11 protein-coding genes and 6 tRNA genes are annotated in these 19,891 nt (G+C 53.2%); 13 read left to right on the forward strand and 4 right to left on the reverse strand.

Annotation, left to right across the window (positions count from 1 at the left end; translation table 11 throughout):
• Positions 1 to 8: 8 nt before the first annotated feature.
• From uvrA to EL143_RS10220, 3 genes are all read right to left on the reverse strand, one after another.
• Entirely contained in the window at positions 9 to 2,855 is a 2,847-nt protein-coding gene (gene uvrA / locus EL143_RS10210) for an excinuclease ABC subunit UvrA (RefSeq protein WP_085417499.1), read from the reverse strand.
• 189 nt (positions 2,856 to 3,044) lie between these two features.
• Positions 3,045 to 3,725 (reverse strand): lipoprotein-releasing ABC transporter ATP-binding protein LolD, encoded by a 681-nt coding sequence (gene lolD / locus EL143_RS10215; RefSeq protein ID WP_085417498.1) that lies wholly within the window; start codon positions 3,723 to 3,725, stop codon positions 3,045 to 3,047.
• A complete protein-coding gene (locus tag EL143_RS10220; protein ID WP_085417497.1) occupies positions 3,718 to 4,971 on the reverse strand; it encodes a lipoprotein-releasing ABC transporter permease subunit in 1,254 nt (417 codons plus the stop codon). Before EL143_RS10220 ends, lolD begins: the two co-directional genes overlap by 8 nt.
• Positions 4,972 to 5,130: 159 nt before the next feature.
• On the opposite strand from EL143_RS10220, the gene ttcA reads away from it, so the two are divergent.
• From ttcA to EL143_RS10235, 3 genes are all read left to right on the forward strand, one after another.
• Positions 5,131 to 6,081 (forward strand): tRNA 2-thiocytidine(32) synthetase TtcA, encoded by a 951-nt coding sequence (gene ttcA, locus EL143_RS10225; RefSeq protein WP_085417500.1) that lies wholly within the window; start codon positions 5,131 to 5,133, stop codon positions 6,079 to 6,081.
• Between the two features lie 53 nt (positions 6,082 to 6,134).
• Positions 6,135 to 6,779 carry an RDD family protein gene (locus EL143_RS10230; RefSeq protein WP_085417496.1) on the forward strand — a complete coding sequence of 215 codons (645 nt, stop codon included), beginning with the start codon at positions 6,135 to 6,137 and terminating at the stop codon, positions 6,777 to 6,779.
• Between the two features lie 207 nt (positions 6,780 to 6,986).
• Positions 6,987 to 7,478: a DUF456 domain-containing protein gene (locus EL143_RS10235; RefSeq protein ID WP_085417495.1), complete on the forward strand. Its 492-nt coding sequence runs from the start codon at positions 6,987 to 6,989 to the stop codon at positions 7,476 to 7,478.
• 66 nt (positions 7,479 to 7,544) lie between these two features.
• Here the strand turns inward: EL143_RS10235 and dapE are convergent, their stop codons facing one another.
• Positions 7,545 to 8,678 (reverse strand): succinyl-diaminopimelate desuccinylase, encoded by a 1,134-nt coding sequence (gene dapE, locus EL143_RS10240; RefSeq protein ID WP_054618488.1) that lies wholly within the window; start codon positions 8,676 to 8,678, stop codon positions 7,545 to 7,547.
• 154 nt (positions 8,679 to 8,832) lie between these two features.
• On the opposite strand from dapE, the gene cysE reads away from it, so the two are divergent.
• The 10 genes from cysE (at position 8,833) to EL143_RS10290 (ending at position 19,864) form a co-directional block, all read left to right on the forward strand.
• Positions 8,833 to 9,624 (forward strand): serine O-acetyltransferase, encoded by a 792-nt coding sequence (cysE, locus tag EL143_RS10245; protein ID WP_054618487.1) that lies wholly within the window; start codon positions 8,833 to 8,835, stop codon positions 9,622 to 9,624.
• 206 nt (positions 9,625 to 9,830) lie between these two features.
• The gene (locus EL143_RS10250) at positions 9,831 to 11,813 is read left to right on the forward strand and encodes a monovalent cation:proton antiporter family protein (RefSeq protein WP_054618486.1); all 1,983 of its coding nucleotides are present in this window, start codon (positions 9,831 to 9,833) and stop codon (positions 11,811 to 11,813) included.
• 67 nt (positions 11,814 to 11,880) lie between these two features.
• Positions 11,881 to 11,956: transfer RNA gene (locus tag EL143_RS10255), tRNA-Val, on the forward strand.
• 12 nt (positions 11,957 to 11,968) lie between these two features.
• Positions 11,969 to 12,045 (forward strand) — tRNA-Asp (locus tag EL143_RS10260).
• A gap of 41 nt (positions 12,046 to 12,086) precedes the next feature.
• Positions 12,087 to 12,162, forward strand: a tRNA-Val gene (locus EL143_RS10265).
• Between the two features lie 12 nt (positions 12,163 to 12,174).
• Positions 12,175 to 12,251, forward strand: a tRNA-Asp gene (locus tag EL143_RS10270).
• 41 nt (positions 12,252 to 12,292) lie between these two features.
• Positions 12,293 to 12,368: transfer RNA gene (locus EL143_RS10275), tRNA-Val, on the forward strand.
• Between the two features lie 12 nt (positions 12,369 to 12,380).
• Positions 12,381 to 12,457, forward strand: a tRNA-Asp gene (locus EL143_RS10280).
• A 268-nt stretch (positions 12,458 to 12,725) separates the two neighbouring features.
• Positions 12,726 to 18,728: a type VI secretion system tip protein VgrG gene (gene vgrG / locus EL143_RS10285; protein ID WP_126326741.1), complete on the forward strand. Its 6,003-nt coding sequence runs from the start codon at positions 12,726 to 12,728 to the stop codon at positions 18,726 to 18,728.
• A gap of 17 nt (positions 18,729 to 18,745) precedes the next feature.
• The gene (locus EL143_RS10290) at positions 18,746 to 19,864 is read left to right on the forward strand and encodes a hypothetical protein (RefSeq protein ID WP_085417585.1); all 1,119 of its coding nucleotides are present in this window, start codon (positions 18,746 to 18,748) and stop codon (positions 19,862 to 19,864) included.
• Positions 19,865 to 19,891: the final 27 nt, after the last annotated feature.

Consider the following 19,891-nt stretch of genomic DNA (forward strand, 5'->3'; position numbering starts at 1 on the left):
TCTCCTTTCTATCTTAATGAATTTATGCTAATAATATTCTTCAAATACTTCCCAGTATAACTCTTCTCAACCTTCACCACTTCCTCCGGACTACCTTTAGCAATAATCCTCCCCCCACCATCGCCACCTTCCGGCCCTAAGTCGACAATATAATCCGCTGTCTTAATCACATCCAGATTATGCTCGATAATCACAATCGAGTTGCCTTTGCCTTTCAGACGGCCGATGACTTCCAGCAGCAGGGCGATGTCGGCGAAGTGCAGGCCGGTGGTGGGTTCGTCTAGGATGTAGAGGGTGCGGCCGGTGTCGCGTTTGGAGAGTTCGAGGGCGAGTTTGACGCGTTGGGCTTCGCCGCCGGACAGGGTGGTGGCGGATTGGCCGAGGCGGATGTAGCCCAGGCCTACGTCCATCAGGGTTTGCAGTTTGCGGGATACGGTGGGCACGGCATCGAAGAATTCGCGGGCTTCTTCTACGGTCATGTCGAGCACTTGGCTGATGTTTTTGCCTTTGTATTGCACTTCGAGGGTTTCGCGGTTGTAGCGTTTGCCGTGGCACACTTCGCAGGGCACGTAAACGTCGGGTAGGAAGTGCATTTCTACTTTGATCACACCGTCGCCTTGGCAGGCTTCGCAGCGGCCGCCTTTGACGTTGAACGAGAAGCGGCCGACGTTGTAGCCGCGTTCGCGGGCAAGGGGTACGCCGGCGAAGAGTTCGCGGATGGGGGTGAAGAGGCCGGTGTAGGTGGCGGGGTTGGAGCGGGGCGTGCGGCCGATGGGGGATTGGTCGACGTTGATGACTTTGTCGAGGTGTTCGAGGCCGGTGATGTCGTCGTAGGGCGCGGGTTCTTCGTGGGCGCGGTTGAGTTCGCGGGCGGTGATTTTGGCGAGGGTGTCGTTAATCAGGGTGGATTTGCCGCTGCCGGATACGCCGGTGATGCAGGTAATCAAACCTAAAGGCAGCTCGAGGGTAACGTTTTTGAGATTGTTGCCGCGTGCGCCTTTGAGCACGAGTATTCTTTCGGGGTTGACGGGCGTTCTTTCAGACGGCACGGCAATGGCTTTTTTGCCGCTGAGGTATTGGCCGGTAACGGAATCGGTGCAGGCGGCGACTTTGTCGGGTGTATCGGCAATGATAACGTTGCCGCCGTGTTCGCCCGCGCCGGGGCCCATGTCGATCACGAAATCGGCTTCGCGGATGGCATCTTCGTCGTGTTCGACCACGATCACGCTGTTGCCGAGGTCGCGCAGGCGCTTGAGGGTGGCGAGCAGGCGGTCGTTGTCGCGCTGGTGCAGGCCGATGGAGGGTTCGTCTAAAACGTACATCACGCCGGTGAGGCCGCTGCCGATTTGGCTGGCAAGGCGGATGCGCTGGGCTTCGCCGCCGGAAAGGGTTTCGGCGCTGCGGCTGAGGTTCAGATAGTCGAGGCCGACGTTAATCAGAAAGCCCAAGCGCTCGGTGATTTCTTTGAGGATTTTTTCGGCGATGTGTTTTTTGTTGCCTTCCAAATCGAGGGTTTCAAAGAACCGGTGCGTTTGGGTGAGCGGCCATGCGGAAATTTCGTGCAGCGGCTGTTTGCCCACATAAACATAACGCGCTTCTTTGCGCAAACGTGCGCCGCCGCAGCTCGGGCAGGCGCGGTGGCTTTGGTATTCGGCGAGCTGTTCGCGCACGGTGGGCGAATCGGTTTCGCGGTAGCGGCGTTCGAGGTTGGGGATGATGCCTTCAAAGGCGTGGCTGCGGTTGAAGGTGGTGCCGCGTTCGGAAAGATAGGTGAAATCAATCACTTCTTTGCCGGAACCGTGCAGCACGATTTTGCGGATGTTTTCAGACAGGCTTTCAAACGGGGTATCGACATCGAATTGATAATGTCGTGCCAGCGATTGAATCATTTGGAAATAGAACTGGTTGCGTTTGTCCCAGCCTTTAATCGCACCGGCGGCTAGGGAAAGCTCGGGGTGGGCGACCACTCGCTCGGGGTCGAAGAAATTCATGCTGCCCAAGCCGTCGCAAGTGGGGCAGGCGCCGACGGGGTTGTTGAAGGAAAACAGGCGCGGTTCGAGTTCGGGCAGGCTGTATGAGCACACGGGGCAGGCGAATTGGGCGGAAAACCAATGTTCTTCGCCGCTGTCCATTTCCATTGCCAACGCGCGTTCGCCGCCGTGGCGCAGGGCGGTTTCAAAACTTTCGGCCAGCCGCTGTTTGATGTCGGCTTTCACTTTTACGCGGTCGATGACCACGTCGATATTGTGCTTGATGTTTTTTTCTAGCTTGGGCACTTCGTCGAGCTGATAGACTTCGCCGTCCACGCGCACGCGGGCAAAGCCCTGCGCCTGCAAGTCGGCAAAGAAATCGACAAATTCGCCTTTGCGTTCGCGCACGGTAGGGGCGAGAATCATCACGCGGGTGTCTTCAGGCAGTTTTAAGACGGCATCCACCATTTGCGACACGGTTTGGCTGCTCAAGGGCAAATCGTGTTCGGGGCAATGCGGCGTGCCGACGCGGGCATACAGAAGGCGCAGATAATCGTGGATTTCGGTTACGGTGCCGACGGTGGAGCGCGGGTTGTGGCTGGTGGATTTTTGTTCGATTGAAATCGCGGGCGACAAGCCTTCGATCAAATCGACATCGGGCTTATCCATCATCTGCAAAAACTGGCGCGCATAGGCGGAAAGGCTTTCCACATAACGGCGCTGGCCTTCGGCATAAAGCGTGTCGAACGCGAGCGAGGATTTGCCGCTGCCCGACAAACCCGTTACCACCACGAGCTTGTGGCGGGGGATGTCGAGATCGACGTTTTTCAGATTATGGGTGCGTGCGCCGCGGATGCGGATGGTGTCGTTGTCGTGCTTGCTCATGATGCCTGTCTGAAATATATAGAAAACCGCTTATTTTAACGTGTATCGTTATGAAAGAGATAGTTTTTATGCAAAACAAAAATAACGCTCGCCGGAAAATTTTTCGCAATGCGGCGCAACATGATTTCTGCCGCGCAAACAAAATGCCTGTCTGAAAAACATTCAGACAGGCATGGTTTCAGACAGGCATTATTTATCAATCAGCGTGCCTTCCTGCATCATCATCACCCGGTCGAAGCGGCCGGCCAGTTCGTCATCATGCGTAACCACCACCAGGCTGGTGCCCAACTCGCGTTTCAAATCTATCATCATATCCAGCACGTTTTGCGCGTTTTTGCGGTCGAGGTTGCCGGTGGGTTCGTCGGCCAGCAGGCATTTCGGGCGCGTAACCAGCGCACGGGCAATTGCGGCGCGTTGGCGCTCGCCGCCGGAAAGCTCGCTCGGGCGGTGTTGCATACGGGCTTTCAAGCCCACCCGGTCAAGCATCTGCACGGCCTGCTCTTCGGCTTGCGCTTTGGGCTTTTTGGCGATTAAAAGCGGCATCATCACGTTTTCCAGCGCGGAGAACTCAGGCAGCAGATGGTGAAATTGGTAAACGAAACCCAAATATTGGTTGCGCAGCAAACCCAATTGTTTTTGGTTTAACGCGCCCAAATCATTGCCCATCAGCTCTATTTTTCCCAAACTGGGCATATCCAGGCCGCCGAGGATGTGCAGCAAAGTGGATTTGCCGCTGCCGGAAGCGCCGATAATGCTCACGCTCTGGCCTTCCCGGACCTGAAAATTCAAACCTTGCAGCACCTGCACCCTCAACGCACCGTCGTTATAGCTTTTGCTGACGTTTTGGCAGCTCAAAACCACATTATTCATAACGCAAAGCCTCCGCAGGTTGGGTTTTCGCGGCGCGCCAGCTCGGATAAAGCGTGGCAATAAACGCCAAAGTTAACGAAATAGCGGCAATCACGGCCACGTCGTGCGGGTTCACATCGCTGGGCACATAATCGATAAAATAAAATTGCGGATTAACCAGCTTTTTACCCATCAAACCTTCGAAAGAAGCAATGATTTTACCCACGTTCAAACCGAGCAGCACGCCGACTACCACACCGACCAAAGTGCCGAAAAATCCGGCAAACGCGCCCTGCACCATAAAAATCTTCATCACGCTCCCGGGCGATAGGCCCAAGGTACGCAAAATGGCAATATCGGCCTGCTTTTCCGTTACCGCCATAACCAGCGACGACACCAGATTAAAGGCCGCCACGGCGATAATCAGCGTGAGGATGATGAACATCATGCGCTTTTCCAATTCAACCGCTTCAAAATAGCTGCGGTTGGCAAACGTCCAGTCGCGCACCCACACTTTATGCTGCTCGGCGGCGGGAATCAGGTTTTGGGTAAACTCGGGGGCGTTTTGCGGGTCGGCAAGTTTCAGCCGCAAACCGTTCACACCGTCTTCACCCAAGCGGTAAAGCGTTTGCGCATCGGTCAGGTGGGTAAGCGCAAGCGAATTATCCACTTCGTAAACGCCTGTTTTCACAATGCCCGACACATTAAACTGCTTCAGGCGCGGCACCACGCCTGCGGGCGTTACATTGCCCTCCGGCGTGATCACGGTTACTTTGCCGCCCTTTTCCGCGTCGAGCGCTTCGGCCAAGCCTTCACCCAAAATAATGTCGAATTCGCCCGGGCGCAGGTCGTTGAAACTGCCGCTGGTCATTTTATCGCCGTAATCCACCACTTTCTTTTCTTCTTCAGGCAGGATGCCGCGTATCTGCACGCCGCGCACTTCGCCCGAATTGGCCAGCAAGGCCTGATCGGCAATATAAGGCGCGCTGGCCAATACTTCTTTTTTGCCCTGCACATACCGGCGCAAATCCTGCCAATTCTCGCCGTTGCCCATTTCGAAATAGCCGATTTCCGCATGCGGCGCCACATTGAGCAGTGCGCCGCGGATGTCTTTTTGAAACCCGGCCATCACCGACAACACGATAATCAGCGCCGCCACGCCCAGCGCGATGCCCAAAATGGAAATTAAAGTGATAAACGACATGAATCCGTTGCGTTTTTTCGCACGCAGATAGCGCAAACCAATCCAAGTTTCTAAAGAAGCCATTTGCAGGGGCCGCCTTCCTTCAGCTGAAAATAAACGCGCATTGTACCGTAAATCGGGTTAAATCGGTTTAAGCCTGTCTGAAACAAGTAAATCTGCGCTTCGGGAGCCGATTCAGGTATAATTCCGCCCTTGATTCAAATGAACTTCAAACACGCTTCCATGTCTAGAAAACCCAAACACGAGCTTGAAAACAATAAATTAAACAAACGCCTGCGCCATGCCGTGGGCGACGCCGTCAATGATTTCAATATGATTGAACACGGCGACAAAATCATGGTCTGCCTTTCCGGCGGCAAAGACAGCTACGCCCTGCTGGATATTCTGCGCCAGTTACAGGCCAGCGCACCGGTCGATTTCGAATTGATTGCCGTCAACCTCGACCAAAAGCAGCCCGGCTTTCCCGAGCACGTTTTGCCCGAATACCTCGAAAGCATAGGCGTGCCGTATAAAATTATTGAGGAAGACACTTATTCCGTGGTCAAACGCGTGATTGAAGAAGGCAAAACCACCTGTTCGCTGTGCAGCCGTTTGCGCCGCGGCGTGCTGTACCGCGTGGCCAAAGAACTGGGCTGCACCAAAATCGCGCTCGGCCACCACCGCGACGATATTTTGGAAACGCTGTTTTTAAATATGTTTTACGGCGGCAAACTCAAAGCCATGCCGCCCAAGCTGGTGAGCGATAACGGCGAGCACATCGTTATCCGCCCGCTGGCGTATGTAAAAGAAAAAGATTTGGAACGTTATGCCGAGTTGAAGCAGTTTCCGATTATTCCGTGCAACCTTTGCGGCTCGCAGCCTAATTTACAGCGGCAGGTGATTAAAGAAATGCTGCAAGATTGGGACAAACGTTTCCCCGGCCGCATCGAATCCATGTTTTCCGCCCTGCAAAATGTCGTGCCTTCGCATCTGGCCGACACGGCTTTGTTCGATTTTGCCGGTTTGGAACGCGGGCAGGCGTTGAAATACGGCGGGGATACGGCTTTCGACAAAGAAAGCCTGCCGCAGCAGTTTTCAGACAGGCATTCAGAGCAACACGATAACCCTATAACCATCGGCGCGCCGCCCTCACGCAAAGTGATTAATATATTGGCCAGCAAACCGAAAAGTTGATATTGATAGCCTGCTTATCCATGTTTTCTTATATATAGAGAGGATGATGAAAAATGAACGATTTAAACAGTCTGCCGCTTCCTGAAGAGAATCAGGAAGACGGCCAGATTGAAGTTATCATTGCGCCGCCGGATCTGCGTATCGGTGCAGTATTGCTGAATTCGCTTTTTACCTTCATTGCATTTATTCCCTTGATTTTATTACCGATTGTTTCCATCTTAATCTTCCCGCCACATTCAAGAACTATCGGTCTAAGCAACCAGCCAAACTCATTGCAAACCACGTTTGGATACTCGGCAATAATATTGTTGGCTTATCTGGTTCCCCTGATTTACTGCATCTGGCAAATTGTTATGATGAGCAAGTACGGCCAGTCACTGGGCAAGCGATTACTGAAAATCAAAGTGATTAAATCGAACGGTGATGAAGCAGGGTTTGTAGATACTGTGTTGCAGCGCGAGTTATTTTACAGTATTGCCAGTTTTATTATTATATTTTTCACCACAGTTTTAGTAGAAACAATCTCCAACGCACTAATTCAAAAATATATAATAATGGGCTCCTCACTCATCCTTGCCTTCTTCATCTACTCACTGCCCAACCTAATCTGCCTGATCATGCTGTTTAACATTAAACGCGACCGCCGAACCTTGCAGGATTATGTAGCCGATACCGTAGTAGTGAAGCTGCCTGAATAAACTGCAATGCCTGTCTGAAAAACACTGTTTCAGACAGGCATTGTTTACTGCGCAACTGACCTGATTTAACCCTTTGGTAAAACCACGAAAATAAGGCTTATCTCAACATGGTAAGCCTTTTATAATCCCATCCCAAACACTTGCTCCCTGTTTTCAGACAGGCATAGCCGGTCTCTCACCTAATTCTTTACTTTCATCGGAATACCCATGACTACCATCCTCATCCTATGCGGCTTAATCTGCATCGTTATCGGCCTGCTCGGCACCATTTACCCCGCCATCCCGGGCTTGGGGCTGATGTTTGGCGGCGCATGGCTGCTGGCTTATGCGGGCGACTACCAAATCATCGGCACCAATACCTTAATCGCATTAGGTGTGTTCGCAGCCGTCGGCACTGCCACCGATTATATAGCCGGCATGATGGGCGCCAAGTTTACCGGTGCCAGCAAACAGGCTATTTGGGGCGCGTTTATCGGCGGCATCGTCGGCGCTTTTTTCAGCATTCCCGGCTTATTAATCGGCCCGGTTATCGGCGCCGCTACGGGTGAAATCGTTGCCAGAAAAGACGTATGGTCGGCCGGAAAAGTGAGCATCGGCACGTTTATCGGGTTTATTCTCGGCGTGGTGGCAAAAGTCGGCTGCGCCGCCGCTATTGTACTGACGCTGGCTACGGTATGGATTGTCAGCCTGTTTAATTAAGCTTTTCAAACCCCATAAAACAATGCCTGTCTGAAAGCAAACCGTTTTTTCAGACAGGCATTGTGTTTATTTGAGCAACTCGGCCAGCATGTATTCGTAAACAGCGGAAAGTTTGGGAATGTCTTCTAAAAGCACGTGCTCGTTAATCTGGTGGATGCTGGCATTGGAAGGCCCCAATTCAATCAATTCTTTTGCAACGGCTTTAATGAAACGGCCGTCGGACGTGCCGCCGCTGGTGGAAAGTTCGGTTTGGATGCCGCACACTTCGGCTGCCGCGGCCTGAGCCACCTGCGTGAGCCGGCCGGCTTCGGTAAGGAAAGGCTGGCCGGAGCACGACCATTCCAAATCGTAATCCACGCCGTGTTTATCCAAAATCGCATGCACCCGTTCTTTTAAGCCTGCCTCCGTCGATTCGGTGGAAAAGCGGAAATTGAATTTGATGTTCAACACGCCCGGAATCACATTGGTTGCACCCGTGCCGCCGTTGATATTGGAAATCTGAAAACCGGTCGGCGGGAAATAATCATTGCCTTTGTCCCACTCTTCAGCAGTCAGCTCCAGCAAAGCGGGCGCCACTGTGTGCACGGGGTTTACCGCCAAATGCGGGTAGGCGATGTGCCCCTGTTTGCCTTTAACGGTGAGGTTGCCCGAGAGCGAACCGCGGCGGCCGTTTTTAATGGTGTCGCCCACGCGGTTTACCGCTGTCGGCTCGCCCACAATGCAATAATCAATTCCCTCGCCGCGCTTTTGCAGCGCTTCAACCACTTTGACCGTGCCGTCATACGCATCGCCTTCTTCGTCGGAAGTAATCAAAAAAGCAATGCTGCCTTTGTGTTCCGGATTTGCCGCCACAAAGCGCTCGCACGCGGTAACAAAAGCCGCAATGCTGGTTTTCATATCCGCCGCCCCCCGGCCATACAGGCAGCCTTCCCGCTCTGTCGGCACAAAAGGCGGAGACGCCCATTTTTCTTCAGGACCCGGGGGCACCACATCGGTATGCCCGGCAAAACACACAACCGGCGCCGCGCTGCCTTTGCGCGCCCAGAAATTTTTCGTGTCGCCAAAATTCATGGCTTCCACCGTAAAGCCCATTGCCTCAAGCCGCCCGGCCAAAATGGCTTGGCAGTTTTTGTCGTCGGGTGTGACGGATGCTTGGGCAATCAGTGCTTTGGCCAATTCTAAAGTAGCGGTTTCAGTCATCGCAGTTTCCGGTTGTCGAAATGAAGTTGGAGATTGTATCAGCTTTGTTTCAGACAGGCATACCGCCGCTTCACGCCGAATCACAAAACTTGTCAAAAAAACTCATTCCGTTACAATCACCTTACCCGAAAATTCTACAAAGGCCTGTCTGAAAATGGAAAACAAAAAATTTATTTGGGACACCATCAGAGAAGAAACCGCAAGAGCCGCCGCCGAAGAGCCCATGCTGGCCAGCTTTCTGCATTTAACCGTGCTGCGGCACAACTGCCTCGACCGCGTATTGGCGTTTCATTTGTCCAGCAAACTCTCCAGCACCACGATGGACGCGCGCGCTTTGTTTGAAATCTATCTGCGCGCCCTGGAAGACGACCCTTCCATTTCAAAAGCCATGCAGGACGACATAAAAGCCTATTACGAGCGCGATCCCGCGTGCGACCAATATTGCCTGCCGCTGCTCTATTTCAAAGGCTTCCATGCCATTCAGGCACACCGCATCAACCACTGGCTGTGGCAAAACGGCCGCCAGACTTTGGCCTATTTTCTGCAAAACCGCTCATCGGAAGTGTTCGGCGTCGACATCCACCCCGCAGCGCGCTTCGGCAGCGGCATCATGATTGATCACGGCACGGGCGTGGTGGTGGGAGAAACCGCTGTTTTGGGCAACGATATTTCGATTTTGCACGGCGTAACCCTCGGCGGTTCGGGCAAAGAAAGCGGCGACCGACACCCGAAAGTGGGCGACGGTGTCATGATAGGCGCCAACGCTTCCGTACTCGGCAACATCCTCATCGGAGAGTGCGCCAAAATCGGTGCGGGCAGCGTTGTGGTGGCGGACGTGGAGCCGAACACCACCGTTGTCGGCGTGCCTGCCAGAGCGGTGGGCAAAGCCAAAAACATGCCGGCCGCCGACATGGATCAAAACATTGCGTTTTTCTATTCGATTTGAATCCGCTTTCAGACAGGCATCTTATCAACACGCAAATGCCTGTCTGAAACACATATAAAACAACCGGCAAACTGCGTTTGCCCCGTTTATCCATAGTATAATTATGCCTGTCTGAAAAGTTCAGACAGGCATAATGGTATCGGCTAACAACTCACAATAACATTTGCCGCTGTCTTTCCAAAACCCGCTATCTGTGGAGCCTTTCCGTGCATTTCTCACTCGCACCCGTCGTTCTCGTCTTACTTGTTGCCGTTATCGCGGTTATTGCCTGCCGCCGTTTCAACATTCCCTCCATGCTGGGCTATCTGCTGGTCGGCTTTATCGCCGGCCCGGGCGTGCTGCACCTCATCCCGCAAAGCAGCGCTACCGACTATTTGGGGGAAATCGGTATCGTATTCCTGATGTTCAGCATCGGCTTGGAATTTTCACTTTCCAAACTGAACTCCATGCGCCGCTTGGTGTTCGGCTTGGGCGGCCTGCAAATCGGTATCACCCTTGCCGCCGTATTAGGCATCCTGATTATCAGCCAAAACACGCCGTTTACCCAGGCCTTTGCCGTTGCCGGCGCTTTGGTTATGTCGTCCACCGCCATCGTCAGCCGCATTCTTTCTGAAAAAACCGAATTGGGCCAGCAACACGGCCAAATGGCGATGGGCGTGTTGCTGATGCAGGATATCGCTGTGGTGCCGCTGATGATTCTGCTGCCCGCCCTGGCCGGAGGCAACAGCGGCAACCTTTGGTGGGAGCTTTCCCTTGCCGCGGTCAAAATGGTGCTCACACTTTGCGTATTGTTTATCATCGGCAGCCGCGTGATGACACCCTGGTTCCGCTTGGTGGCAAAAGCCAAGTCGTCGGAACTGTTCATGATCAATGTTTTACTGGTCACACTGGGCATCGCCTACCTTACCGAACTGGAAGGCCTCTCACTTGCCTTAGGCGCATTCGTGGCCGGCATGCTGCTTTCGGAAACCGAATACCGCTTCCAAGTGGAAGACGATATCCGACCGTTTCGCGACATTTTGCTCGGCTTCTTTTTCATCACGGTAGGCATGAAGCTCAACCTCAACGTTTTGGTGGAAAACTGGCCTTTGGTCATGATTTTGCTCGCCATTATTATTCCGCTGAAAGCCCTGATCGTTTTCCTGATTGCCTGGCGCATGAAGCACACCGGCGCCGAAAGCCTGAAAGCAGCCCTATATCTGGCGCAAGGCGGTGAGTTCGGCTTCGTTATTCTCGCCGTAAGCGGCAATCTGGCCCTTATTTCCGACAATTTGGAGCAGGCCGCCACCGCCGCCATCCTGCTTTCCATGATCGCCGCACCATTTATCCTCAACGGCAGCGATAAGGCCATCAACAAACTGATTAAGCCGAGCTGGGATCTGCAAGCAGCCGATCTGCAAAAAATGCTGATTGACACCATGAGCAAATCCGACCATATCCTACTTATCGGTTTCGGACGCGGCGGCCAAAACATCGGCAGAATACTGGCTGCACAAGATATCCCCTACTATGCCTTGGATTTAGACGCAGAGCGGGTTCAAATAGCGCGCGGCATCGGCGAGCCCGTTGCGTTCGGCGATGCCAAACGCAAAGAGATTCTTGAAGCAGCCGGCCTCTCCCGTGCACAAGCCGTAATCATCACGCTGAACAACATGCACGAAACGGAGCACGTTCTCGACAGCATCATGCATCTGCATCCCACCATGCCGGTCCATGTACGCGCCGTTACCGATGACTATATCGACAAATTTACCGACTTAGGCGCAGAAGAAGTTATCTCCGACACACGCGAAGCCAGCCTCGCCCTAGCCTCTTTCGCCATGATCAACAGCGGCCTCTCCTACCAGCGCGTGCATCAAATCATTTCCGACGTAAGACGCAGCCGCTACCAAATTTTAGAAGGCTTAATCAGCGGCTCCGACGATGAAGAAAGTTTTTACAATGAAATCAACAGCGTAAACCGATACGCTTTCGCCCTGCCGCGGGAAGCTTACGCCGTGGGTAAAAGCATCCGGGAGCTTCCCCTGAACGAAACACAAGTGAAGCTCGCTGCCGTCCGCCGTCAAACCAGCCAAATCCGTGATTTCACTCCCGATTTCGTACTTGAACCTAACGACATCCTGATTATCATCGGCAGAAAAGAAAAAATAATTTCTTTTGAAAACTGGTCGTTACAAGGAAGCGAATAATTTCCTCAAAAAGCACTTGCGCAGAAAGCCAGAATTTGGTTTAATCACGTTCTCACAGCAAACACAAGGGTGATTAGCTCAGTTGGTAGAGCGTCTGCCTTACAAGCAGAATGTCGGCGGTTCGACTCCGTCATCACCCACCAAGCTTTTCGCGCGGAGTGGTAGTTCAGTTGGTTAGAATACCGGCCTGTCACGCCGGGGGTCGCGGGTTCGAGCCCCGTCCACTCCGCCAACAATACAACAAAGCGTTTACGCAAACGCTTTTATTATTTAGGGTGATTAGCTCAGTTGGTAGAGCGTCTGCCTTACAAGCAGAATGTCGGCGGTTCGACTCCGTCATCACCCACCAAGCTTTTCGCGCGGAGTGGTAGTTCAGTTGGTTAGAATACCGGCCTGTCACGCCGGGGGTCGCGGGTTCGAGCCCCGTCCACTCCGCCAACAATACAACAAAGCGTTTACGCAAACGCTTTTATTATTTAGGGTGATTAGCTCAGTTGGTAGAGCGTCTGCCTTACAAGCAGAATGTCGGCGGTTCGACTCCGTCATCACCCACCAAGCTTTTCGCGCGGAGTGGTAGTTCAGTTGGTTAGAATACCGGCCTGTCACGCCGGGGGTCGCGGGTTCGAGCCCCGTCCACTCCGCCAATTCTTATCATAACCTGATAATTAATATAATGAATTTCGGGTTATATCTGTTTTATGTACCATATATGTACCTCACAAAAAAGCCGGTGATTAATCACCGGCTTTTTTCATATATAATAAGCTGTAAGAAATCCTGTCTGAAACCTTTTATTTCCTCCAACTTCCCACCCCCTCCGCCTTTTCAAACCGGCATCCGCACACTTGGCAAAACCGCCCCTTTGCGCTAACCTTCCGTCATCTCTTTACCTCCTTGGTTACCGGAATCCCCATGCGCACCCAAGCCTACCATCTCGACTTCTCCCGATTCTCGCCCGAGCTCTCCGTTTCACGATTCGACGCTACCGAAACCGTCAACCGGCCATACCGGATCGAAGTCTGGTTCTCTTCTCCCGATGCCGATTTACCCCTCTCTTCCTATATCAACCAACAGCTGCGATTCTCCGTCCTCCCCGAAGCCGGAACCCTCGCCAATCTCAACCCGATGTATGCGCCCGAACCGCTCAAACTCTGGAACGGTATCGTCACTTCCTGCGAGAAACTGTCCGTATCCAACGATGAAACGCTCTACCGGCTGATCATGGCGCCGCGACTGGCCGCACTCGCCCACCACCGCGCTTCACGACTGTTTCAAAACCAGTCCGTACCCGACATCATTGCCGCGGTTTTGAAACACCGCGGTTTCTCCGGCGTCGATTTCCGCTTCAACCAAAGCCGTTCTTACGGGGTACGCGAGTATGTCACCCAATACCAGGAAAGCGATCTCGACTTTATCTGCCGCTTATGCGAGGAGGAAGGCATTTGGTTTGTCTTCGAGCAATCCGGGCAGCACAGGGATGTGGTGGTGTTCGGCGATGCCCCCGCCCATTATCTAAGGGATAAGGTGCCGCCCTACCCCTTCCGCCCCCATGCCGGATTGGAGAGCGCCAGCGAGGAGGCGGTATTCGATTTGCGGGTCAAACACAATCCGATTGTGCAATCCGTACGCGTCGGCGACTACAATTACCGTGATGCCGATACCGATTTGGCCCACCGGGAGTTCAACCGGGCCGACGATGCTTCGGTTTTGCTCGGCTCCGACTCCTTTTGGGGGCTGCATCAAAAGTCGCCCGACGAGGCCGCCCTTCAGACAGGCCTGTTGCAGCAGCTCAATCTGTGCCGTCGGATCGAGGCGGACGGCAGCGGCAATGTGACCGCGCTATGCCCCGGTAAGGTGTTTCAAACTTCTCCCGCCTTTCATGAGGCGCCCGACGGCTGGCTGGTGCTGTCCGTCTCTCACCGCGGCAGCCGCGACCAAGCATACAGCCACCACTTCACCGCCATCCCCGCACAAACCGTATTCCGCCCCCAACGGGGCACGCCCCGGCCGAGTATCAGCGGTACCTTGCCCGCCCGCATCACCAGCCCCGGCAACTACACTTATGCCTATATCGACGAGATGGGGCGCTACCGAGTAAAGCTGCCGTTCGACCTCGACGAATGGAGCCCGGGCGGAGAAAGCCGTCCCATCCGACTGGCCAAACCCTATGCCGGCCCCGACTACGGCCAACACTTTCCGCTGCACGAAGGTACCGAAGTGATGCTGTCGTTCGTGCAGGGTAATCCCGACCGACCCTACATCAGCGGGGTGATGCACGACAGTTCCCACCCCGACCATGTTCCCGCCGATTGGAACACCCGCAACGTCATCCGCACCTGGGCGAACAACAAACTGCGGATGGAAGACAAACAGGGTCAGGAACACATCAAACTGGCGACCGAATACGGCAAAACCCAACTCAACCTCGGCCATATCGTCGACAGCCAACGCCAAAAACGCGGCGACAACGGCGAAGGCTTCGAGCTGCGTACCGACAGCTGGGGCGCACTAAGGGCGGGTAAGGGTTTGTTTATCAGTGCCGATGCCCAAAATCAGGCTGCGGGGCAGGTGTTGGATATGTCGGAAACCGTCAAGCGTTTGGAAGAGGCATTATCGCTGGCCAAACAGTTGGACGATGCGGCTAAAAATGCCAAGAACGATGCTACTGAAAGTCAGGCACAGAAGAACCAGCTGCAAAGCAGTTTGAAAGATCTGCAACATGCGGGCATCATCCATTCCGCACCGGGCGGCATCGCCACCTCCACCCCGCAGAGCCAGCTGCACACTGCCGGCAGCCATATCCATTGGGTCAGCGGCGGCGACAGCAATATCAGTGCCGGTAAAAACTTTACTGCTCACGCCCGGGAAGGGCTCAACCTGTTCGCCCAAAGCAAAGGCGCCAAACTCCAGGCCAATCAGGGCGCGGTGACGATACAGGCGCAAAACGACCGTATGCAGGTCAATGCCTTAAAAGATTTGGAACTCTCTTCCAGCAGCACCAAAGTGACGGTGGCGGGAAAGCAGGAAGTGATGATTACCGGCGGCGGGGGCAGCTATATCCAGCTGAAAGACGGCGAAATCGTACTCGGTTCGCCCAAAATCGTGCGGGTTAAAGCACCGGCAATGCCGGTGGGCGGCGGCGACAGTTTCAATTTCAACGGTTTCCCGCTGACCGATAAAATCTGTATCCCCTGTAAGATTGCCGAACTTACCGGCAAACCGGTCAATCCCGTTTCCGGTATCAAAGTGTTGCCCGATGAAACCGATTTCGCCTTTGACGGACTGGTACCTTTCGTTTGGAGCCGCAGTTACTTCTCCGATGTGGCCGAGTCCGGCTGGTTGGGGCAAGGATGGATTACCGCACTCAGCGCCAAACTCGAACGCATCGGCGGCCGCTTCAGCTATACCGATACCCAGGGGCGCAACTTCAATCTGCCCGAACTGTCCGAAAGCGACGGACAAATGCTGTTTGAAGCCGAGCAGATCGTCTTCGAACGCATCGGCAACGGCAGCTATCAAATCAGCAGTCTCGACGGCAGCAGCAAACTGCACTTTGCGCCGCTGCATTTGAACGGCCATGACCGCAGCGGCAGCGGTAACGGTGTTTACCCCCTGATTCGTGTCAGCGACCGCTTCGGTAACGGTTACCGCATTGTGTATGACGACCATGGCTTACCCGCCTATGTGACCGACAGTCTTCAGCGCACCATCCGCTTCCACTTTACCGATCTCCGGCCTAACGAAGCGGATACGAAACATAGCCCCGTTTACCGTCTGACCCACATTGCCCTGCAACAAGGTACGCAGCCGGATGATGCGGCAGACGAGATGCTGGTTGTTTACCGCTATGACGACAACGGCAACCTGAGCGAAGTCTATGACGGCCGTGGCCGTCTCCGCCGCCGTTTCGGCTATACCGGCTCGGTGATGACGCAGCATCAAAACACTGCCGGACTGACCGCTTATTACGAATACGACCGCTACGACGCAGACGGCAAAGTATTGCGCAGTTATACCGATGCCGGCGAAGAATGGCGCTTTACCTATGCTCCCGGCCATACCGAGATTACCGACGCCCTCGGCCGCACCGAACACCTGTATTTCGACCACCACAACGAAGTGGTTAAAAAAGTGTTTGCCGACGGCAGCAGTATCCTGACCGAACGCGACGCTTTAGGCCGCCCGGTCAAAGTAACCGACGAGATGGGACGGGAAACCCGCTACCGCTACAACGAACAGGGCTTACTCGCCATGATCGGCGGCGAAGGCGGCCAAAACCAACATATCCGCTATAACCGACAACTCCGGCCGGTCGAAATTACCCGCCCGCACGGCCATAAAACCCTGCTTGAGTACGACGCACAAGGTCGGTTGGTCAAACAGAGCGACGGCAAAGGCCACGCGACCGCTTACCGCTACAATAACTACGGTCAGCCGGTACAGATTACCGATGCCAAAAACAACGGCTACTTCTTCGACTACGACGACAACCACCGTCTGAGCAGCACCACCGACTGTTCCGGCAAACAGACCCGTTACCAATATGACGGCAAAGGCCGCGTCACTACCATCACCGATGCCGCCGGCGGCACCACCGCCTACCGTTACGACGCCGACGGCCGACTGGAACACACCACTTATCCCGACGGCAGCAGCGAGCATTACCACTATGACGAAGCGGGCCGTCTGAAAGCCCATACCGACGCCGCCGGCAACCGTACCGAATACGCCTACAACAGCGACAACCAACCTACCGAGCGCACCAACGCCCTGGGCGATACCTTCCGCTACCGCTACGATGCCGCCCGCCGTCTGACCGAACTCATCAACGAAAACGGCGACAGCTACCGTTTTGCTTACGACGAACGCGACCGTTTAACCGCCGAAACCGGCTTCGACGGCCGGGCCACCGAATACACCTACAACCCCGCCGGCGAACTCGTACAGGAAAACCGCTACGGCCAAACCCACCGCTTCGGCAACCACCGCCGCGAACTGCTGCAAACCACCGTCTACCACCGCGACCGCCTCGGCCGCATTACCCAAAAAGACAGCCATTGTGCCGGCAGCAGCCAAAGCCGGAGCAGCCGTTACTACTACGACAAACTCAACCGGCTCACCCGCGCCTTCAACGACCACAGCGAGATCCGCCTCAGTTACGATACTGACGGCCTGCTGACAAAAGAACGGTTCCGCCCCCTCAGCGAACCCATCCGCCTCGACATTCTGCAACCGCACAACAGCGAAGGCGAAAAAGTCACCGAATACCGTTACGACATCCTCGGCAACCGCACCCAAACCATCCTGCCGACGGGCGAAACCCTCAACTACCTCTACTACGGCAGCGGCCATCTGCACCACATCAACCTCGACGGCGACACCATTACCGATATCGAGCGCGACGACCTGCACCGTCCCGTATCCAGAAGCGCCGGCAAACTGCACACCCGCCTGATTTCAGACCCCTTAGGCCGTCTGAAAGAACAGCTGGTACAACTCGAAGCACCCGGCGGCAAAGCCACCGAGCCGAAAGGCCTGATCAAACGCCGTTACCATTACGATACCAACGGCAATCTGGTTCAAACCGAAGACCAACACCACGGCAATAAAGACTACGCCTACGACCCCTTGGGCAGGATTACCCGAGCCGGCGACGAACGCTTCGCCTTCGACCCCGCCCACAACATCAGCGGCGACGGTGTCAAAGTGGCCGGCAACCGCCTCACCGACTATAACGGCATCCACTATGTTTATGACCCGCTGGGTAACCTGAGCGAACGCCACAACCACGCCACGGGCGAAAGCCAGTATTACCGCTACGATGCCGACAACCAGTTAACAGAAGCACGTATCGAACAAGAGGGAAGGCGGTCTGAACACTGGCACTACCGCTACGATGCCTTGGGCAGAAGGGTGAGCAAACAGAACGCCCGCAACCAAACGGAAACCCGTTTCCTATGGGAAGGCAGCCGCCTGTTACAGGAATACGGCGATAAAGCGACCTATACTTACGTTTATACCGAACAGGGAAGCTACGAACCGTTGGCACAAATCGTTCAGACGGCCAACCGGGACGGCAGCAAAGCCGACAGACGGATTCTGTACTACCACAACGACCAAATCGGCATTCCGCGCGAGATGACGGATGGGGAAGGCAACATCGTTTGGCGTGGAGAATACGACGGTTGGGGTAAACTGGATAATGTAGAGAGTGCAAATCTGAAAGAAGACGTACATCAGCCGTTCAGGTTACAGAACCAGTATGCGGATAAAGAGACGGGGCTGCATTACAACTTCTTCCGTTATTATGATCCGCACTGCGGGCGGTTTACGCAGCAGGATCCGATTGGGTTGTGGGGTGGGGAAAATTTATATTTCTATGCCTTTAACAATTTCACTTGGTCCGATCCTATAGGACTTGAGCCTATGGAGATTGGAAAGCATATACCTAAAACTATACCTAAATCTTCTGGCAAAGGAGGGCCAAGTTTTATTACCAATCTAATGATTCCCGGGAAAGGCAATTCAGCAGCAACTCATCAAGCGGATCCAAATTTAAGGGCAAAACCGGATACTCCTCGAAGTGATAACGGTGAATGGGGAAGCGGCTGCGGTGATAAATATACTGATCACACTGTACCGGACGTAGCCATGATCAATGGTCATCAAGTTAATCTGCTAGGGGCTTGTCAGCGTCATGACGATTGTTATGGTGAAGCGCGCACAAAAGGAGCAAATAGATTAAGATGTGATGCAAAATTAAAACGTGAAATTTATCAGGAATGCAGAAAACAAAAAGGAATTAGTGCAAGAGACTGTAACGCCTTGGCACAACGCACCTATTTAGGTGTCCGATTCGGTGGCAGCCAAGCATGGCGTGAAGCCGGTGGTAAAAATCCTTGGTCAACAGAATGATTAATTAGGAGCAAGCAATGAAATATTTCACGATAGTCTTATTTTGCTGCGCATCATTAACAGCTTGTTGGTCTTCTGACGAACGAAATATCAGAGAAAAAGACATCGGAATCAATACCAATGCCTTTTTTGACTTAAAAACGGTTGATGCCGATGAAAAGTTTAAGGCAGCAATGATTTACGATCCGATACATCATTTACCGCATACGTTGTTGGTTATGGGAGAAAAAACTGATAAAAATAAAAAAATAGAATTAGTAAAAACTTTTTTTCGCCTGGATCCGCAAGGTCGTGTTTTTATCAAAAATGAACCGTGCGGTTTACTATGCCAGTCGGTGTTTAGGTCTACCGGATTTGATACAAACGGCCAGTTTAAAGCTTTTAGCGTTAATGAGATTATTGATGGCGAGGGGAAAATCTTATTGAAAGCGCACGGCAGTATAGTGCCTGTAAAAAACAGCAAAAATCAGGTTATCGGTATTTTAAATTTTGGCACGCCACCAAATAGCCCTCCAAACGCTGTATATACCGTTTCATATCAAGACCTGGCGGGGAGAACCATTAAAAAATTAGCCCGGTGTGGAAATGATGATAACTACGGCTTACAGTACGGTACTTATCATAATGAACGAGGGCAGTTGGTTTTTTTCTTAGTTAATTTTTCTGCCCAATTGTTATGTACGGAAACGCTGGCGGGAGAAACCAAACAATTTCATTGGCCTTTTAGAGGAATTGACATTACAGACGCATTCAAAAATAATTTTTTAGTTTTTCAGCCCGAAGAAACCAAGGAAAATACCGTTGAAGCTGTTTTAATTGACCGCAACACGCTCGCTCCCAGAAAACTATTTACATATTCCAAGCCTGATATATTTTGGTTGGGCAGTGATCTTAACAAATTTTCCAATTCGACGGCATTCGAGGGTTGCGACAAACAAAATTATTTAGCTGTCAACCTACAGGGCGTTGTTGCACGTTACCCTTTTTCACGGGTACTTATTTTTAAAGAGAACGGTGAAATCGTTTTTGATATGAAGAGCAATCGGGTAATAGGAATATATACTTTTCAATCATCTCATTCCATTGTTTTAGTTGGCCACGACGGCATTAGAATTTTAAAAGACAAACGGTGTTAACTTACTGCTTTCAGACAGGCCCTGCCT

Origin of the sequence: Neisseria canis (assembly GCF_900636765.1) — a bacterium.
Classification (GTDB): Bacteria; Pseudomonadota; Gammaproteobacteria; order Burkholderiales; family Neisseriaceae; genus Neisseria; species Neisseria canis.

Coding starts and splice junctions, on each gene's coding strand:
- uvrA (WP_085417499.1), bottom strand. CDS start 2,855: ATGAGCAAGCACGACAACGACACCATCCGCATCCGCGGCGCACGCACC.
- lolD (WP_085417498.1), bottom strand. CDS start 3,725: ATGAATAATGTGGTTTTGAGCTGCCAAAACGTCAGCAAAAGCTATAAC.
- EL143_RS10220 (WP_085417497.1), bottom strand. CDS start 4,971: ATGGCTTCTTTAGAAACTTGGATTGGTTTGCGCTATCTGCGTGCGAAA.
- ttcA (WP_085417500.1), top strand. CDS start 5,131: ATGTCTAGAAAACCCAAACACGAGCTTGAAAACAATAAATTAAACAAA.
- EL143_RS10230 (WP_085417496.1), top strand. CDS start 6,135: ATGAACGATTTAAACAGTCTGCCGCTTCCTGAAGAGAATCAGGAAGAC.
- EL143_RS10235 (WP_085417495.1), top strand. CDS start 6,987: ATGACTACCATCCTCATCCTATGCGGCTTAATCTGCATCGTTATCGGC.
- dapE (WP_054618488.1), bottom strand. CDS start 8,678: ATGACTGAAACCGCTACTTTAGAATTGGCCAAAGCACTGATTGCCCAA.
- cysE (WP_054618487.1), top strand. CDS start 8,833: ATGGAAAACAAAAAATTTATTTGGGACACCATCAGAGAAGAAACCGCA.
- vgrG (WP_126326741.1), top strand. CDS start 12,726: ATGCGCACCCAAGCCTACCATCTCGACTTCTCCCGATTCTCGCCCGAG.
- EL143_RS10290 (WP_085417585.1), top strand. CDS start 18,746: ATGAAATATTTCACGATAGTCTTATTTTGCTGCGCATCATTAACAGCT.